This is a genomic window from Gimesia sp., assembly GCF_040219335.1.
Taxonomy (GTDB): Bacteria; Planctomycetota; Planctomycetia; order Planctomycetales; family Planctomycetaceae; genus Gimesia.
Map to the genome: position 1 here is coordinate 91,135 of NZ_JAVJSQ010000031.1, position 14,353 is coordinate 105,487.

Here is a 14,353-nt window from a genome sequence, read left to right on the forward strand (position 1 = left end):
CCATATAACCATATTTAGTTTAAAAAAATTACTTGAGTGACTGTTTCCGAGCTTCCAGGTCTGACAGTAACACCGTTTCCATACAGGAAAAGAATCCATCCAGACAGCCGCAGGTCACTCGATAATAATTGAGCGCCCCTTGTTTGCGCGCCGCCACCAGTCCCACATCTTTCAAGATTGCCAGATGCTTGGAAACCGTGGACTGATCTGCCCCCACCTGCTCAGTCAGATCTCCCACACATAACTCCTGATTCTGGAGCAGATCCAGCATCAGCAGCCGACTGGGATGAGCCATCGCCTTGGCGATTTTGGCTCGGGCTTCATATTGTTGGCGTGTTTTTTCGTCCATGGCAATATGACCATATTACCCTTCAGCATCCTATACGTCAACACTGAATACCAGAATGGTTTAATCGGAAAACTGAGCCTGGAGAAATCTCTGAAGCACCGGCACATGACTGCGTTCCGGTTCTTTCACGGAAGTCACCAGCGTCAACCGGGGTTGTGAGAATTCGGCGATCCGCTCCTGCAGTTCAGGCAGTCGCTCATCCAGTTCCACCCGATAGCGTACCGTGAACTCTTGATATTGATCGGAATGACTGTGAAACCATTTCCGTAATTCGGTGGAGGGAGCCAGTTCTTTCGCCCAAATATCAATGGCGGCTTTCTCTTTGGCCACACCACGGGGCCAGAGACGGTCCACGAGCACCCGCAAGCCATCTCCGGCTTGGGCCTCCTCGTAAACCCGCTTGATCTGGATCCTGCTGGTCATGGGATCGCTCTTAGAGAGTGTCTGGGATCAGGCGTCAGGTACTTCGAGGCGACAGCAGCCGAAGTCGAGGTGCTGTTTGCCCGCTTTGCTGACGGCGGCTACTTCAGGGTGCAGATTGTAGACGACGAACCGTCCCTCTTTGCGTTTTGTGACCAGTCGGGCGTGATACAGAATGCCCAGGTGATGCGAAATATTGACCACTTCTTCTTCGAGTGCTTCGGCAATCTGACTGACAGTCCGTTCGCCATCACGAAGCAGGTCAATGATGCGGAGCCGAATCGGCTCTCCCAATGCTTTCAGTTTTTCAGCACACAAGTCGGATTGGAGCCGATCTTTAGACATGTTGTTACCATCGCTGCAAGACAGGAAATCCTCCCCTGTTCCTTCATCAGGCGGACAGCCGCGGCAATCAGCCTGCGCGGGGATTCTGGACCTGATTGTAGCATAAACACCGCGCAGGGACAGCTCCAGTAAATGGGAAACCGGTTTTCTGCCACTTTTCCCCAGTTGCTGTACAGCCTGTGTAATTTATCAGTGTGGTCTGTTTTATTCCTATCACCGTGGACTAAGTTAAAGAATCGCTTCTACGGATCTCAGCTGGAACAGGAAATCGGACTGGCTGCAGCCTCGATTTCAAGCACCGACTCTGCCAGCGAAGAGGCCTGCAACTGCTGATAGACATTAGCCGGCAACATTGTCTGACGCCCTCGCTTCAGCGTCAAACCTTGATCGAGTGACAGCTCAGCGAAGGGCCCCAGATAAACCACATTCACCTGCGATTCACTGACTGGTTCCGGCTTGCGCACCTGCAACCTGGTCTCACGCAGCTCGGCCTCCCCTACTGTAAAACAGGGCTGTCTGCGATATGTCGTCAGGCTGATCCTCTCAAAGCCCGCCGCTTCGAGATCTGCGAGCAGCGATTCCAGAACGGGAACCTGCTTCACCACACTCGCAGGTCCCGCGAGGTTAAGAGCTTCAGTCACCCGCCGGTCCCCCGTCAGACAATGCAGGTTGAGTGTCCCTCCCGGTTTCAGACAGTTCGCAACCTGTTTCAGAAACGGTCGCACCTCGTCAGCGGTCCCCTCTGCATTGAAGCTTCCCTGTAAGGCGACATCGTCCAGAGACTCAGGAGTTAAATCGGCAGGGATCTCCAGGGGCTGGCCCAGACGATGCGCCCACTTCTGTTGTGCGTTCTGATCCCGTCCTGTTGAACAGACAATTGCCTTGGAAGTTGGTCCAGCAGCATTCGCTTTCGTTTCCCCGCGCACCGCTTCCGGCACCTGTCCTGCTCCCCGGTGTTCCAGATCTCCTTCCAGCAGATACATCTCCCACAGATTCTGATCCGGATCATGTAACCAGAATTTCGACTGTTTTGCATAACAGCACTCAACCCCCTCTTCACGTTGACTGGAGATACCTGCCAGTTCGAGTCGGCGCTGCAGTGCCACCAGTTCTTCGGCGCTGTTCAACCGAAACCCCAGGTGATTCAATGCCCCGCGTTCTCCGGGATCGACCGGCTCCAGCGACAGTGTGAGTGGCGGATTATTTAGCTCAAATTTGGCGTAGTCTTCCCGCTGTTTTGTCGCGGGAATGCCAAACACCTTCGCAAAAAAGGCAACGGAGCGTGGAATGTCAGCGACATTCAGGGAGATATGAAAGTGAACCGGTTGTTCTGTATCAGAGAATGTCATGCTATGAAACTCCTGTCGAAGAGGATTTAATTTGTGGAAGCGGAGTCAGCCAGCCAATTACCGCGGCGCAGAACAGGCAAGCCGCCAGCAGATACAATAAGGAGTGATAAGAACCTGTCAGCGTCTTACACTGTGCAAACACCAGGGGGCCCAGTGCCGAAGCCAGCACGGTCATCATCTGTGCCAGCCCCTGAATTCGTCCCAGGTGGTTGCGTCCATAGAGAGCCGGCCAGACCGAAAAGAACATCACAGTCAGTATGCCGCCAGCGGAAGCACTCACGATAACATAGCCTGCCACATCGCCGCTGGTCTTCAGTCGAGTCAACCAGATCATCGAACCGGACAACATGAATAACGAGAGCGCAAGCAATCGATTGAATGACCATTTCAATCCGAGAGCGCCGGCGAGCAGGTTACTGAGCATCCCGACGCCGGTTCCCAATGCGAGTGAGTTATAATAGACCTCTTTGCTGAATCCCTGATCGGCCAGGATTGACTCATTAAATAATGAAATCCCCGAAACGATCATGCCATACAGAGAGATTCCGGAGGCGAACACCCAGAACGCCGGCGTTCGCATGGCCTGTCGCAGTGTATAACTCTGTTGTTCCGGTTGGTTCTCGGGTGATCTGCTTTCTGTTGCATCCGCAGGTGGTGCCTGACGGTCGCGGGTGATGAGTCCCAGCACAACAGTCGCTCCCAGAATGATCCAGCCTGTCCCGGACCAGAAGACACGCCAGTTGAGGTCGGCACACTCCCGCCCCAAAAGTGCCGCCGCGATGAATCCCACCGACATCAACACTGAATAGATCGCCATCGGCAGACTGACCTGTTTATCAAACCATTTGCCGACGATCGTGATACTCACGACCGACAAGGCACTCTGCCCGAAGCCGCGGGTCAACATGATCGCCAGAAACAGCAGCCAGACCGATGTTACCGTGGACATCCCCACTACGACGGCTCCCAGCAGGCCCATCACAACCGTCAGCGTAAGCCGAATTCCGTAACGGTCAATGCACTGCCCAACCCCCAGGCAGAACAGTGCTCCCCATAGCGTCGCCCACAGGTTGATCATTCCGTAACTGGCCCGTGTCAACTGAAAATCCGGATCATTCAGCAGACGCTCTGTAATCATTCCCAGTCCATGAGTACGCCCCGGGAGTGTCGCCACCATAGCGACAGCAGCCACCACGACCATCAGCCAGCGATAGCCTGAAAATCCGGAAATGGAGGCTGGCAAGATTTCGGATTGTGGAGGGATGCGGGTCTCAGTTGACATGAACTCGACTCATTTAAACCAGGTGTTCGTGAGGCCATACTCCGCATAACGCTTGCGCAGATATACCTGAAATTCTTCGTAATGTGCTGTCCGCTGCTGTCCCCCATCTGAAAATGCGTTGTAACTCAGGTACAACTGACGTCTCCAAGAGGGGGACAGATTGGGACCGGAGCGATGCGGAGTGAAACCATCGAAAATCGCTATGTCTCCCGGTTCGAGTTCCAGGGGCACCACCCGGGACTCATCCACCGTTTCAGCGGGCAGGCGATGATAGGTACCATCTTCCGGCGAAAGAGAGCCTTGCTGATGGTAGCCGGGAAAGACTTCTGTGCAGCCATTCGAAGCATTCGCGGTATCAAGCGGAATCAGTACGGTCAGAAAACTGCGTGGAAAACCGGGCCAGGCGATCCAGTCCTGATGCAGTTCATACCCTTTTGTTCCCGGTTGTTTGAAGATCAGCTTATCCTTGAAGAGACAGGCTCGTTCCCCATACAAATCGTGCAGCACATCCAGCAGTCGCGGATCGAAAGCAGACTTTCGGATCAACGGACTGAGATCGATCACCGGGTCAAACGTTTCCCACAAACAGTCGCGGTCATCATGGGTCTGCTGGAAACGACAGCGTAAATTATGCTTATCAATCAGATCGCTCTGGTAAGTCAGTTTCCATGCTTCCTCAGAGAGGGCCTGCATCTCTTCCGCCTCGAATAAACCGCGAAGAATCAGGAAACCATCCTGCTTCCATCGAGAATACTCAGAGTCCCGTAAAACGCGTCGTTCTTCAAGCTGCACCATCGTGTCTCCCGCCGTCAGGTCTGATGAATTTGGACCGGTAGTAAAACTCAACGCTCCGTTTCAGAACTCACCCAGCACTTCCCCACCAGATCGGGTAGACAGACTCCGCCAGAGATTCCCGTCGATGCTGTCACCGATAAAGCGGACCGCACCGTCACAGAGCAGCAGATTCACACCTCCCGTATGATTGCTGCGGGCCGCTTTCCAGCCAGAGGCGATGTATCCCTCGCTGGCAGTCGCGTTGGCCACGCAGTCGTAGTTCTTGGAATTGGGGCCATAGTAGTGGTTATAGGAGGCGCAACGTATTTCGCCCGAATACCAGGCGAACTGGCGTTCGTTAGACTGGTTCCACGTTGTCGCAGCAGCGCAGTTGGCATCACTGATCAACGAACCGAAAGCCAGATTTCGATAATATTTTTTCTCCGAACCAGGGGCGGCTCCCGTTGTCTCCGCCCCCTCTCCGATCAGACTCTCTGACATCGCCGCTGTGTTGCTGGTCCCGTCAGTAATATCACGAAAACGGGTACTGGAGTCGGCATAGAAGACGCCATCTGAACGATAGGGGGAACCATGCTCTACGCCACCGGTCGCATCCAGACCACTGCCCATACTGGCTGCATAATTCGTGGGTCCGATTCCCCCGGTCACACCATAAGCGGTAGACACCTTGCGCGAAATATCAGAGGGACAGAGATAGAGATTGATTAACGTCGAGGCCGCCAGTTGGTTATTATTGTCGGCGATGATCCAGGCACTCCCCGAATTGGCATATGTGGGGGATTCCAGATTCAGCAGATTGTAAACGGCCGTCTGTTCCAGGAAGGGAGTCAGATAAGCCATCACACCCCAGTTCCCCTGGAAATAACCGATATATCCACCCGAGCCTGGTTTTCCCCCGGGAATCAGGTTCGGTGGAAACACGCTGTGTGCACTCGCATAATTGTGCAGGGCGATTCCCAGTTGCTTGAGATTACTTTTACATTGCGCCCGCCGGGCAGCTTCCCGTGCCTGCTGAACTGCAGGCAACAGCAACGCAATTAAAATGCCGATGATCGCAATCACGACCAGCAGTTCAATCAAAGTAAAACCGCGACGCATCTGCGGTCGCACCTGTTCTCTGTTCTGACTCATCATGTTCTCCAATGCAATTAATATTACATTCTTATGATCGTCAGAATATAGATCGCTCCTGCAGGTGTCAATGATCTATTTTTTTTATTTTTCTGATGAAACCGCTTGGCCATTAAGGTTGCTGATTTAGAGAGATATTTGTCATAAATCATCCCTTTTCATTTTTTCCAGGTAAACAAACCCTTAATAAACCTGCCCGCGGAACAATAATAGAAGCAGGACTATTACTAACCCAGCCAGCACTTTATCAATCTGTGGTTTCAACAACATGACCTGGATGGAATGGTACAACACACTCTCCAAACCGGAATGGACGCCGTCCCCGGGAACCATCAGTCTGATCTGGCAGATACTCTATCCGATCATCCTGATCTCATTCGGTTACGTCTTTTACCAGACAGCACGGCGTCGCTATCCTGCAGCAACAGTAATGCCTTTCGCGATTAATCTGATTGCCAATCTGAGCTTCACCCCGCTGTTTTTCGGTTTGAGAAATGTGCCTCTGGCTACACTGGATATTCTGGTCGTCTGGTCTACAATCCTCTGGATAATTTACTCGATCTGGCCTCGCTCCCGCTGGGTCGCGTTGGCTCAGATCCCTTATCTGATCTGGGTTTCCATCGCTACGACGATCCAGGTCAGTATTTTCTGGATGAATTGAGGAGCCTGGAAGTCTGGTGTCAAAAACAAAATCACAATCATCGATCAGACTGGGGCTCTGTTGTCAGTTTCTGGAAGAACCGATTAAATTTCGGAATACCACAGTCAAATCCAACAGCCAGATGGAACGGACCGCCGCCCTGGAGAAACTGGCGCGACTCTGTCGGGAAAATGCAGAGGCACTGCGGTCGTCGCTGGAATACTGTGCCGCGCACAACATCGGCTGCTTTCGCATCAACAGTCAGATACTCCCCCTGAAAACTCACCCTGAGTGTGGCTACGACATGCAGGACCTGCCCGAGGGGAAGGCCATCGTCAAGCTGTTCAAACAGTGTGGCCAGTACGCCCGCGAGCATCAGATTCGCACCTGCTTTCATCCCGACCAGTTTGTGGTACTCAACTCCCCGCGCGAGGAAGTTGTAGAACGTTCGATAGCAGAGCTCGAGTATCAGTCCGAAGTGGCAGAATGGGTCAATGCGGATGTGGTCAACATTCATGGCGGGGGTGCCTACGGAGACAAGGAAAGTGCCCTGACACAGTTCGCGGAGAACTTTAAGCGTCTCTCGAAACGGGTCCGCAGCAGACTGACCGTGGAAAATGACGACACGACTTACACTCCCGCGGATCTGCTCCCGCTCTGCCGGAAGATCGGCATACCGCTGGTCTACGACGCGCATCATCACCGCTGCCTGCCTGATGAGCTCTCAATTGAAGAGGCTACCGAACAGGCAATTCAGACCTGGGATCGCGAACCGATGTTTCACATTTCCAGTCCCCTGGAAGGCTGGAAGGGACCGAAACCCCACCGGCACCATGATTACATCAATGTGCGTGATTTCCCTACGTGCTGGGAAGACCACGAGTTGACCGTCGAAGTCGAAGCCAAAGCAAAGGAACAGGCAGTGCTGAAACTGATGCAGTCACTCCGCAGAAGTAGAAACTGATTTTCGTGTTGACAGACAGAATCCCAGACTGATCAGAAAAATCAGCCACTCACCGGTCGCCAATGAGTACGTCGTCGCGCCGATTCCCTCGAACAGGAAAAAACTGGCACAACGAAATAAGACCAGGCAACCATGCACGATCAGACAGACCGTCAACGCATACCGCGTCACAGCGGCCTGCCAGAGGGGCCAGAGAAAGATCAGGCCTAAAGCCAGTTCCAGACCGCCATACACCACCAGGAACTCCGACTGCCCGGAGCCTCCCTCCAGCGTAAAGCCCACCGACTGGGATGTGGATGCAGGGGTGATCGCACACCAGAGTGCAAGCATCAGATACAGCCCCCCTACCAGGGCCAGCCAGACTCGAATCATCAGTTAAAACTCCCGTGTATTAAGGATACGCTGAATATCTCGAGAATAGACGATCCTCGTCCCATGGTCAAACTGTGGTGAACCTGATCGCGTTTCCGACTGTCTTATTCGCAAGGCATACCAGCCAATGAGGGTCTGCTCGGAATCCCCGCAGTTGCCTGTTTCTCTCTGCGTTGTTTTTAGCTCAAGCTCGATTCACCTGAAAGTCGATAGACCACGACATGAAATCCATCATCACACTTTGTTGTCAGATCTGTTGTCCAGGAACGGCTTTCGTTCTTTGGGAGAGGGTGTGTTGATTGTTATCAAAACCTGATCAGATCTGATCAAAGTACCATATCTCATCCAAAGGGTTGAAAGCCATCGCTTTCAACCCTTTTCTTATTGGCCTCGTTTCAATCCCGGAAGGGTTGCTGCAATGAATAGTGACGCATGGATCACCGTGTGTATTGTGGGTTTCCTGTTTATCTCGCTGGTAAAAAATCTGGCTCCCCCGGACCTGTTGTTTCTGAGTGCCACTACCATCCTGGCAATCCTGGGAATCATTTCTCCCCAGGAAGCCTTTGTCGGATTTTCCAACTCCGGAATGCTGGCGGTCGCAGCCCTGTTTGTGGTTGTGGCCGGACTGCGTGAAACCGGCATTCTCGATCTGATCGGGCATCACGTCCTGGGGCAGTCACGCAGCGAACGCAGTGCTTTACTCAGGCTCTCGGGAGTTGTGCTTCCGCTGTCGGCGTTTTTGAATAACACGCCGATCGTCGCGATGTTTGTTCCCGTAGTCATCGACTGGAGTCGTCGGCACCGTATTGCCCCCTCCCGCCTGCTGATTCCACTCTCCTACCTGGCCATTCTGGGAGGCACCTGCACCCTGATCGGCACTTCAACCAACCTGGTGATTAATGGACTGATGCTGGAAAGTGGATTACCGGGTATGTCACTTTTTGAAATCGGCAAAATCGGTGTCCCTTATGCCTGCATTGGGATCGCTTACCTGTTCTTTGCGGGACACGTCTTGCTCCCCGAGCGTCAGGAACTGCTGGAACAGTTAAGCGAATGTCAGCGGGAATACCTGGTCGAAATGGAAGTGCAGTCCGGCTGTCGTCTGATCGGCCAGACCATCGAACAGGGCGGTTTACGCCAGTTGCCGGGCCTGTTCCTGATAGAGATCGATCGCCGCGGAAAGATTCTCTCCCCTGCAGGTCCTGAACAGATTCTGGAAGCAGGTGACCGCTTAATCTTCACAGGCATTGTCAGCAGTATCATTGAATTGGAAAAAATCCCCCATCTCATCCCCATTGCCGATCCAGACTACGAAATCTCGCCCCGCAAACAGCGTAGACGCCGACTGTGCGAAGCTGTGATTTCCGCCACCTCGCCCCTGGTGGGAAAATCCATCCGCGAGGCCGATTTCCGCGCCACTTATGGAGCGGCGATCGTCGCCGTTCATCGCGCCGGGAAACGTATCGAACAGAAAATCGGTGATATCAGTCTGCAAGCCGGCGATACTCTGCTCCTGCAGACTCCGCTTCATTTTCTGCGTGCCTACCGCCACGATCCGGCGTTTTACCTGATCAGTGATGTCGATGACTGGCGTCCCATCCGGGCAGACAGAGCCTGGATCGCCGCCCTGCTCTTCTTCATCCTGATGGGCCTGATGATTTCAGGTGTCATGCCGGTGGTACTCTCCACCATGCTGACCGCGGTTCTCATGGTTCTCCTGGGCTGTCTCTCTACCGGTGATGCCCGTCGGAGTATTGAATGGCAGGTGCTGATCACCATTGCCGCAGCATTTGGAGTCGGCACAGCACTTCAGAACTCCGGTGCCGCTACCGAGATTGCCAGTGCGTTTGTCGCCTCAACGCAAGCCTGGGGACCAATCGCGGCCCTGGCGGTAATCTATCTGCTGGGATCGATCCTCACAGAGCTGATTACCAATAATGCTGCTGCCGTTCTGTTATTTCCGTTTTGCCTGGAGACAGCCCGTCTGTATGACGCCAGTCCGCTGCCGTTTCTCATCGCCCTGATTCTCTCTGCCTCCGCCAGTTTCATGACACCGATCGGCTATCAGACCAACCTCATGGTCTATGGCCCGGGCGGCTATCGCTTCTCTGACTTCATCCGCATAGGCACACCCCTCAACCTGCTGCTCTGGATCACCGCGGTGATCCTGGTTCCCTGGATCTGGCCATTCTGAGACGGGCAGTGGTATGCCCTCCATCGACTGTTATAATGAACTGGTATTCTCTCGGTTCAGGGATGTTTTATGCTGGAAAATATTGCCTACATTGTCGCAGCCGTCTTCTGCGAAATCTATCTCATTCTGATGATCCGTGGTCTGTTTTCATCACGCTCACAGGGACATCAATTTTCACACCTCAAGAATCTGGATTCTGCCATCGCAAGTTACAGCAAGCTGATTCATAAGAATCCTCGCGATACCAAATCCTACCTGGCACGTTCCAGCGCTTACATCCAGCAGGAGCGTCTGACAGAGGCACTTGCCGATTGCGATATGGTCACACTGTTGGAGCCAGACAACCCCTATGCATTTTTAAACCGGGGTGCGATTTATGGTCTACAAAATGAGCATGAGAAGTGCATTGATGAAACAACCCGCTGCCTCGAAATAAAACCTGACACATTCAATGCCCTGATCAATCGAGGACACACGTATGCCCGACTCGGCAACATCGAAGCAGCTCTGAATGACTTATCGCAGGTAATTCAACTGGCCCCTCGTAAACCAGAGCCTTATTTTGAACGGGGTAACTGCTTCCTGAATCTCCATAAGTATTCGGAGGCGATTGAAGAATATACACAAGCCCTGCAACATCGAGACAAAACCTGGGAGTACTATTACCGCTGGGATTGTCACCAAAAGCGCGGAATCGCCCATACAAAACTGGGACAGTTGAAACAGGCACGTGAAGATTTTGACCTCGCCTTAAAACATTGCCTCTTCCACGAGGCCATTCGACTCGACCCGCAAGATCTCGACAACTACCTCCAGCGGGGAAATCTCTATTACTGTGCTGAACAGTATCAGAACGCCCTGCTGGACTTTCTGCAGATACAGAAACAGACCATGCTTACTCCGGATCAGCAGGCCATTCTGGGGTTCTGTTATTTGAAGCTGGGTGAAGTGCAACAGGCAAAAACCATCTTCAGGCAGGCACTGGAACGCAATGCTTACAGTGCCGACATCGATCAGAACCCCGGTGATCCCGGCAATTATCTCGATCGCGGCATAATCCGGTTTGAGCTGCAGGAATATGAAACAGCGATTGACGATTTTAATCACGCACTGAAGTTGGGTGAGAAGTCCGTAGAATTGCTGGCTGCACGGGGATCAGCCTGTCTGAAACTGGGCAAATATGACCTGGCGAAGCAGGATTATGAAACCGCACTTTCGCGCGCCCCCGACTGTCCGACCGCTTATTTTTGTCTGGCCTGGATGCTGGCCACCTGCCCTGAACCTCAATATCGCAATGGCCCCAAGGCCCTGGAACTGGCGCACCGTAATCTGGAGTTACTTCCTGAAATAAACTGGAACTCCCTGAGTGTACTCGCAGCCGCCTCTGCGGAGTCCGGCGACTTCGAAGAGGCGATCAAGTGGATCACCCAGGCCATGGAGTTGGCCCAAAATGAAGATAAAACGGATTGTGAAAAACAACTGCAATGTTATGAACGAAATCAGGCCTATAGTGATCTCGCCCCCTGATGCGAGGTGTTGTCGACCTTCAGTGCGTGATATCCATCGTTTTTATGCGACTCTGGCTTGAACATCCACAGGGTAATTCATTACAAAAGGCCCCCCACAGCCTCCTGTTTCAGATAATTGAAAATCAACTCACACGGATGTGATCACAACATGACCAGCAACACGTTCTCCCCCGGCCCCACTCCGGATTCCGTCAAAGCCGCTGATGGCTCAATCCATACAGTCCCCACAGGGTGGACCCTGCTCCCTCCCGGCGACGCCGGTCTGACGCGACGAGTCAAAGCTGCGGGAGAATTCTGGAGCGTGCAGGAAAAGAAAGGCCGACGCACTTTTTCGAAAGGGATCTGGGCCCCCGCAGAGACCATCACCCGGATCCAGGCCGACCTGGCAGCAGAGCGTGCCACTCCCGCTTATGCAAAAAAGCAGGCTGCGGCTGCCGCGCGCCGGGAACAGGAACAGTCCACCTATGTCGACGATTTCCTCTCTGCGGTACTCTCCTATCTGGACTTCCACCCGACGCATGAGCAGATCGCCCATCAGATGGCACAGGCAATCACGGCGCACGCAACTCCCGTCGGCAGCGGAACGGTGGCTCGCACGAAACGGATCCCCCTGGAGCAACGTGCGGAATCAGCTGTTATCGCCTGGATGCGGCACCAGACAACCGCTTATGACGAAATGGTCATTCCCCGCGTGAAAGGGAAACGACGCGAAGTCCGGCGGATGCTGGCCCGTCGCTCCAAGGAACTGCTGAATGAGTATCGCAGCCCTTCCACTCCTCCGACAGACTGCCCCCTGCACCGCGCCCTTGCAGAGTGGGAAGCCGATGGTTTAAAGTGAAGGTAGTCAGATCACTCTTTCCGGGCACGCCGCTCATCAGCGAGAGAGGCTGTTGTCAGGTAGTGAACTGTGTCATTCCGGGTCCACCAGAAGGAGCAGTATAATGAGTCTGCAGCAACTGATCGAAACAGCCTACGCAATGGTCGCAGACGACAAGGGCCTGCTGGCCATGGACGAAAGCACGCCCACCTGCCACAAACGGTTCGCGAAACTTGATATTCCCCAGACCGAAGAATTCCGTCGGGATTACCGCGAGCTGCTGGTCACCACCCCCGGGTTGAATGAAGCGATCAGCGGCGCGATTCTGTATGATGAAACCATCCATCAGCAGACCAAAGACGGCAAACCTTTCGTACAGGTGCTCCAGGAAGCCGGCATCATCCCCGGTATCAAAGTCGACAAAAGCACGACGTCTCTGGCCGGATTTCCCGGAGAGAAAATCACCGAAGGACTGGATGGTCTGCGGGAACGACTCGCGGAATACGTGCAGCTAGGCGCCCGGTTCGCCAAGTGGCGGGCTGTGATCACCATTGGGGAAGGCACACCCTCAACCGGTTGCCTGGAAGCCAACGCTCACCTGCTGGCACGCTATGCATCCTTGTGTCAGGAAGCCGGTCTGGTTCCCATCGTGGAACCGGAAGTTTTGATGGACGGAGCCCATACCCTGCAACGCTGTTTTGAAGTGACCGAACAGACACTGCGACTCGTCTTCGCCCAGCTCGCAGCACAACGGGTACTGCTGGAGGGCATGATCCTCAAACCAAACATGATCGTCCCGGGTCTGCAATGTCCCAAACAGAATTCCGTCGAGGAAGTCGCCGATGCAACAGTCAGCTGTTTCCGACGTGTGGTTCCCGTCGCAGTTCCCGGCGTCGCGTTCCTCTCCGGCGGTCAGTCAAGCGAGCTCGCCTCCGAGCGTCTGAACATGATGAATACCAAGTACAAAACCAAAGTTCCCTGGGCACTCTCCTTCTCCTTTGCCCGCGCCATTCAGCAGCCCGGCATGGAGATCTGGAGCGGAGATTCCGCGAATGTCGCAGCGGCGCAAAAATCGATGTATCATCGTGCCAGCTGTAACCGCAGTGCCCGACGTGGAGAATATAGTACCGAAATGGAATCGGTGACCGCGTAAATCTTAACCGAAAGTAAGGAGACTCATGACCGTGAAAACCGGCCGTTATCGACATTATAAAGGGAACGACTATCTCGTTATCGGAGTCGCCAGACATAGTGAGACCGAAGAAGAGATGGTCGTTTACAGTGCGGATTACGGCCAGTTCGGTCTCTGGGTGCGTCCCAAGGAAATGTTCCTGGAAAAAGTCGAGATCGACGGACGCGTCATTCCCCGCTTTCAGTTTATTGGTCCCGAGTAGACTCTACTCGGCTTCCGCCTGAATGTCGGCCACGCCATCGCGACCCACGTGCACGTGGATTACGTTCGGATGACAACAGACCGGACAGTCCTCTACGTATTCCTGCTCGGCCCCCTGTGAAACATCAATCGGTATAACGATTTCTTCACCGCAGGCATCACAAATATAACTGGCTTCTTCCTGCATCGCTCGGGTCTCCTGTTACCATAATTGACGAAGCACAACAGTCGCAGTTTCCAATCTGCTATAAGCTGGCCTGACTGGATTATACACCGTCACTCTAACCGGAAGTGATGCCGATCTGAAAAATCTTAGATGATGTATTGGATTCTGAAAGAAGTCCGATCAGATTACCCGGAATTCTATCTAATTGGGTTCGGCAATGTTAAACTGACATAAGTAACTGGTGACCATTAGCGGTGCACCCACAAGGTACTTAGTTTCGAAGATTTCCTCTGGACTTCTCCCGAAATGATTTCATCCAGCCTTCCTTCAGCGGAGAAGATTCACATGGCAAATAAGAAACAACAGAAAAAGAAAGATCGCGAGAAACGGGTCGCTAAAAAGAAGCACCTGGAGAGCGTCAAAAAGAAAACTCAGGAAAAAACAGACCAGGAATCGAAACAACCGATTCCCGCTCGTACTAAAATTATGCAGTCAGCCGTTCCCAAAGGCGACCAGGGAGCGAAGGGCAACCAGAAAAATACGTTCATGCACAGACGGACCGGCGGCTGAGAATCCTGCTGACTTCGAAGCCATCAATGTTTGAGGG

Annotated in this window: 17 protein-coding genes; 8 read left to right on the top strand and 9 right to left on the bottom strand. The window is 53.3% G+C overall.

What is annotated here, in order from left to right; genetic code table 11:
- Positions 1-28: 28 nt before the first annotated feature.
- The 7 genes from RID21_RS25285 to RID21_RS25315 all read right to left on the bottom strand — a co-directional run bounded on the left by RID21_RS25285 (position 29) and on the right by RID21_RS25315 (position 5,671).
- Positions 29-349 (bottom strand): ArsR/SmtB family transcription factor, encoded by a 321-nt coding sequence (locus RID21_RS25285; RefSeq protein WP_350193780.1) that lies wholly within the window; start codon positions 347-349, stop codon positions 29-31.
- Positions 350-409: 60 nt separating this feature from the next.
- Positions 410-772, bottom strand: a complete 363-nt coding sequence (locus RID21_RS25290; protein WP_350193782.1) for a DUF488 domain-containing protein — start codon at positions 770-772, stop codon at positions 410-412.
- 27 nt (positions 773-799) lie between these two features.
- Positions 800-1,114, bottom strand: a complete 315-nt coding sequence (locus RID21_RS25295; RefSeq protein WP_145042370.1) for an ArsR/SmtB family transcription factor — start codon at positions 1,112-1,114, stop codon at positions 800-802.
- 251 nt (positions 1,115-1,365) lie between these two features.
- Positions 1,366-2,463: an ArsI/CadI family heavy metal resistance metalloenzyme gene (locus tag RID21_RS25300; RefSeq protein ID WP_350193784.1), complete on the bottom strand. Its 1,098-nt coding sequence runs from the start codon at positions 2,461-2,463 to the stop codon at positions 1,366-1,368.
- 1 nt (position 2,464) lies between these two features.
- Positions 2,465-3,745, bottom strand: coding sequence for an MFS transporter (locus tag RID21_RS25305; RefSeq protein ID WP_350193786.1), 1,281 nt, complete (start codon positions 3,743-3,745; stop codon positions 2,465-2,467).
- Between the two features lie 9 nt (positions 3,746-3,754).
- On the bottom strand, positions 3,755-4,540 hold the full coding sequence (locus RID21_RS25310) for a phytanoyl-CoA dioxygenase family protein (protein WP_350193788.1): 786 nt from the start codon (positions 4,538-4,540) through the stop codon (positions 3,755-3,757).
- Positions 4,541-4,600: 60 nt separating this feature from the next.
- Positions 4,601-5,671, bottom strand: a complete 1,071-nt coding sequence (locus tag RID21_RS25315) for a DUF1559 domain-containing protein (RefSeq protein WP_350193790.1) — start codon at positions 5,669-5,671, stop codon at positions 4,601-4,603.
- 268 nt (positions 5,672-5,939) lie between these two features.
- On the opposite strand from RID21_RS25315, the gene RID21_RS25320 reads away from it, so the two are divergent.
- Together RID21_RS25320 and uvsE are read left to right on the top strand one after the other, a co-directional pair.
- Positions 5,940-6,332, top strand: coding sequence for a TspO/MBR family protein (locus RID21_RS25320; RefSeq protein ID WP_350193792.1), 393 nt, complete (start codon positions 5,940-5,942; stop codon positions 6,330-6,332).
- A gap of 16 nt (positions 6,333-6,348) precedes the next feature.
- The gene (gene uvsE, locus RID21_RS25325) at positions 6,349-7,275 is read left to right on the top strand and encodes a UV DNA damage repair endonuclease UvsE (protein ID WP_350193794.1); all 927 of its coding nucleotides are present in this window, start codon (positions 6,349-6,351) and stop codon (positions 7,273-7,275) included.
- On the opposite strand, the gene RID21_RS25330 is transcribed toward uvsE, so the two are convergent.
- Positions 7,252-7,647, bottom strand: a complete 396-nt coding sequence (locus tag RID21_RS25330; protein ID WP_350193796.1) for a DUF4345 family protein — start codon at positions 7,645-7,647, stop codon at positions 7,252-7,254. The genes uvsE and RID21_RS25330 overlap by 24 nt on opposite strands.
- Before the next feature lie 418 nt (positions 7,648-8,065).
- On the opposite strand from RID21_RS25330, the gene RID21_RS25335 reads away from it, so the two are divergent.
- The 5 genes from RID21_RS25335 to RID21_RS25355 all read left to right on the top strand — a co-directional run bounded on the left by RID21_RS25335 (position 8,066) and on the right by RID21_RS25355 (position 13,581).
- Positions 8,066-9,841 (top strand): SLC13 family permease, encoded by a 1,776-nt coding sequence (locus RID21_RS25335; protein WP_350193798.1) that lies wholly within the window; start codon positions 8,066-8,068, stop codon positions 9,839-9,841.
- Between the two features lie 69 nt (positions 9,842-9,910).
- Positions 9,911-11,368 carry a tetratricopeptide repeat protein gene (locus RID21_RS25340; RefSeq protein WP_350193799.1) on the top strand — a complete coding sequence of 486 codons (1,458 nt, stop codon included), beginning with the start codon at positions 9,911-9,913 and terminating at the stop codon, positions 11,366-11,368.
- Between the two features lie 150 nt (positions 11,369-11,518).
- The gene (locus tag RID21_RS25345) at positions 11,519-12,208 is read left to right on the top strand and encodes a DUF2293 domain-containing protein (RefSeq protein ID WP_350193801.1); all 690 of its coding nucleotides are present in this window, start codon (positions 11,519-11,521) and stop codon (positions 12,206-12,208) included.
- A gap of 103 nt (positions 12,209-12,311) precedes the next feature.
- Positions 12,312-13,340 carry a class I fructose-bisphosphate aldolase gene (locus RID21_RS25350; protein ID WP_350193803.1) on the top strand — a complete coding sequence of 343 codons (1,029 nt, stop codon included), beginning with the start codon at positions 12,312-12,314 and terminating at the stop codon, positions 13,338-13,340.
- Positions 13,341-13,365: 25 nt separating this feature from the next.
- Positions 13,366-13,581 (top strand): DUF1653 domain-containing protein, encoded by a 216-nt coding sequence (locus RID21_RS25355; RefSeq protein ID WP_350193805.1) that lies wholly within the window; start codon positions 13,366-13,368, stop codon positions 13,579-13,581.
- 3 nt (positions 13,582-13,584) lie between these two features.
- On the opposite strand, the gene RID21_RS25360 is transcribed toward RID21_RS25355, so the two are convergent.
- A complete protein-coding gene (locus RID21_RS25360) occupies positions 13,585-13,767 on the bottom strand; it encodes a CPXCG motif-containing cysteine-rich protein (RefSeq protein WP_350193807.1) in 183 nt (60 codons plus the stop codon).
- Between the two features lie 324 nt (positions 13,768-14,091).
- Between RID21_RS25360 and RID21_RS25365 the strand changes: the two genes are divergently transcribed.
- The gene (locus tag RID21_RS25365) at positions 14,092-14,316 is read left to right on the top strand and encodes a hypothetical protein (protein WP_350193809.1); all 225 of its coding nucleotides are present in this window, start codon (positions 14,092-14,094) and stop codon (positions 14,314-14,316) included.
- Positions 14,317-14,353 lie beyond the last annotated feature (37 nt).

Coding starts and splice junctions, on each gene's coding strand:
- RID21_RS25285 (WP_350193780.1), bottom strand. CDS start 349: ATGGACGAAAAAACACGCCAACAATATGAAGCCCGAGCCAAAATCGCC.
- RID21_RS25290 (WP_350193782.1), bottom strand. CDS start 772: ATGACCAGCAGGATCCAGATCAAGCGGGTTTACGAGGAGGCCCAAGCC.
- RID21_RS25295 (WP_145042370.1), bottom strand. CDS start 1,114: ATGTCTAAAGATCGGCTCCAATCCGACTTGTGTGCTGAAAAACTGAAA.
- RID21_RS25300 (WP_350193784.1), bottom strand. CDS start 2,463: ATGACATTCTCTGATACAGAACAACCGGTTCACTTTCATATCTCCCTG.
- RID21_RS25305 (WP_350193786.1), bottom strand. CDS start 3,745: ATGTCAACTGAGACCCGCATCCCTCCACAATCCGAAATCTTGCCAGCC.
- RID21_RS25310 (WP_350193788.1), bottom strand. CDS start 4,540: ATGGTGCAGCTTGAAGAACGACGCGTTTTACGGGACTCTGAGTATTCT.
- RID21_RS25315 (WP_350193790.1), bottom strand. CDS start 5,671: ATGAGTCAGAACAGAGAACAGGTGCGACCGCAGATGCGTCGCGGTTTT.
- RID21_RS25320 (WP_350193792.1), top strand. CDS start 5,940: ATGACCTGGATGGAATGGTACAACACACTCTCCAAACCGGAATGGACG.
- RID21_RS25330 (WP_350193796.1), bottom strand. CDS start 7,647: ATGATTCGAGTCTGGCTGGCCCTGGTAGGGGGGCTGTATCTGATGCTT.
- RID21_RS25335 (WP_350193798.1), top strand. CDS start 8,066: ATGAATAGTGACGCATGGATCACCGTGTGTATTGTGGGTTTCCTGTTT.
- RID21_RS25340 (WP_350193799.1), top strand. CDS start 9,911: ATGCTGGAAAATATTGCCTACATTGTCGCAGCCGTCTTCTGCGAAATC.
- RID21_RS25345 (WP_350193801.1), top strand. CDS start 11,519: ATGACCAGCAACACGTTCTCCCCCGGCCCCACTCCGGATTCCGTCAAA.
- RID21_RS25350 (WP_350193803.1), top strand. CDS start 12,312: ATGAGTCTGCAGCAACTGATCGAAACAGCCTACGCAATGGTCGCAGAC.
- RID21_RS25355 (WP_350193805.1), top strand. CDS start 13,366: ATGACCGTGAAAACCGGCCGTTATCGACATTATAAAGGGAACGACTAT.
- RID21_RS25360 (WP_350193807.1), bottom strand. CDS start 13,767: ATGCAGGAAGAAGCCAGTTATATTTGTGATGCCTGCGGTGAAGAAATC.
- RID21_RS25365 (WP_350193809.1), top strand. CDS start 14,092: ATGGCAAATAAGAAACAACAGAAAAAGAAAGATCGCGAGAAACGGGTC.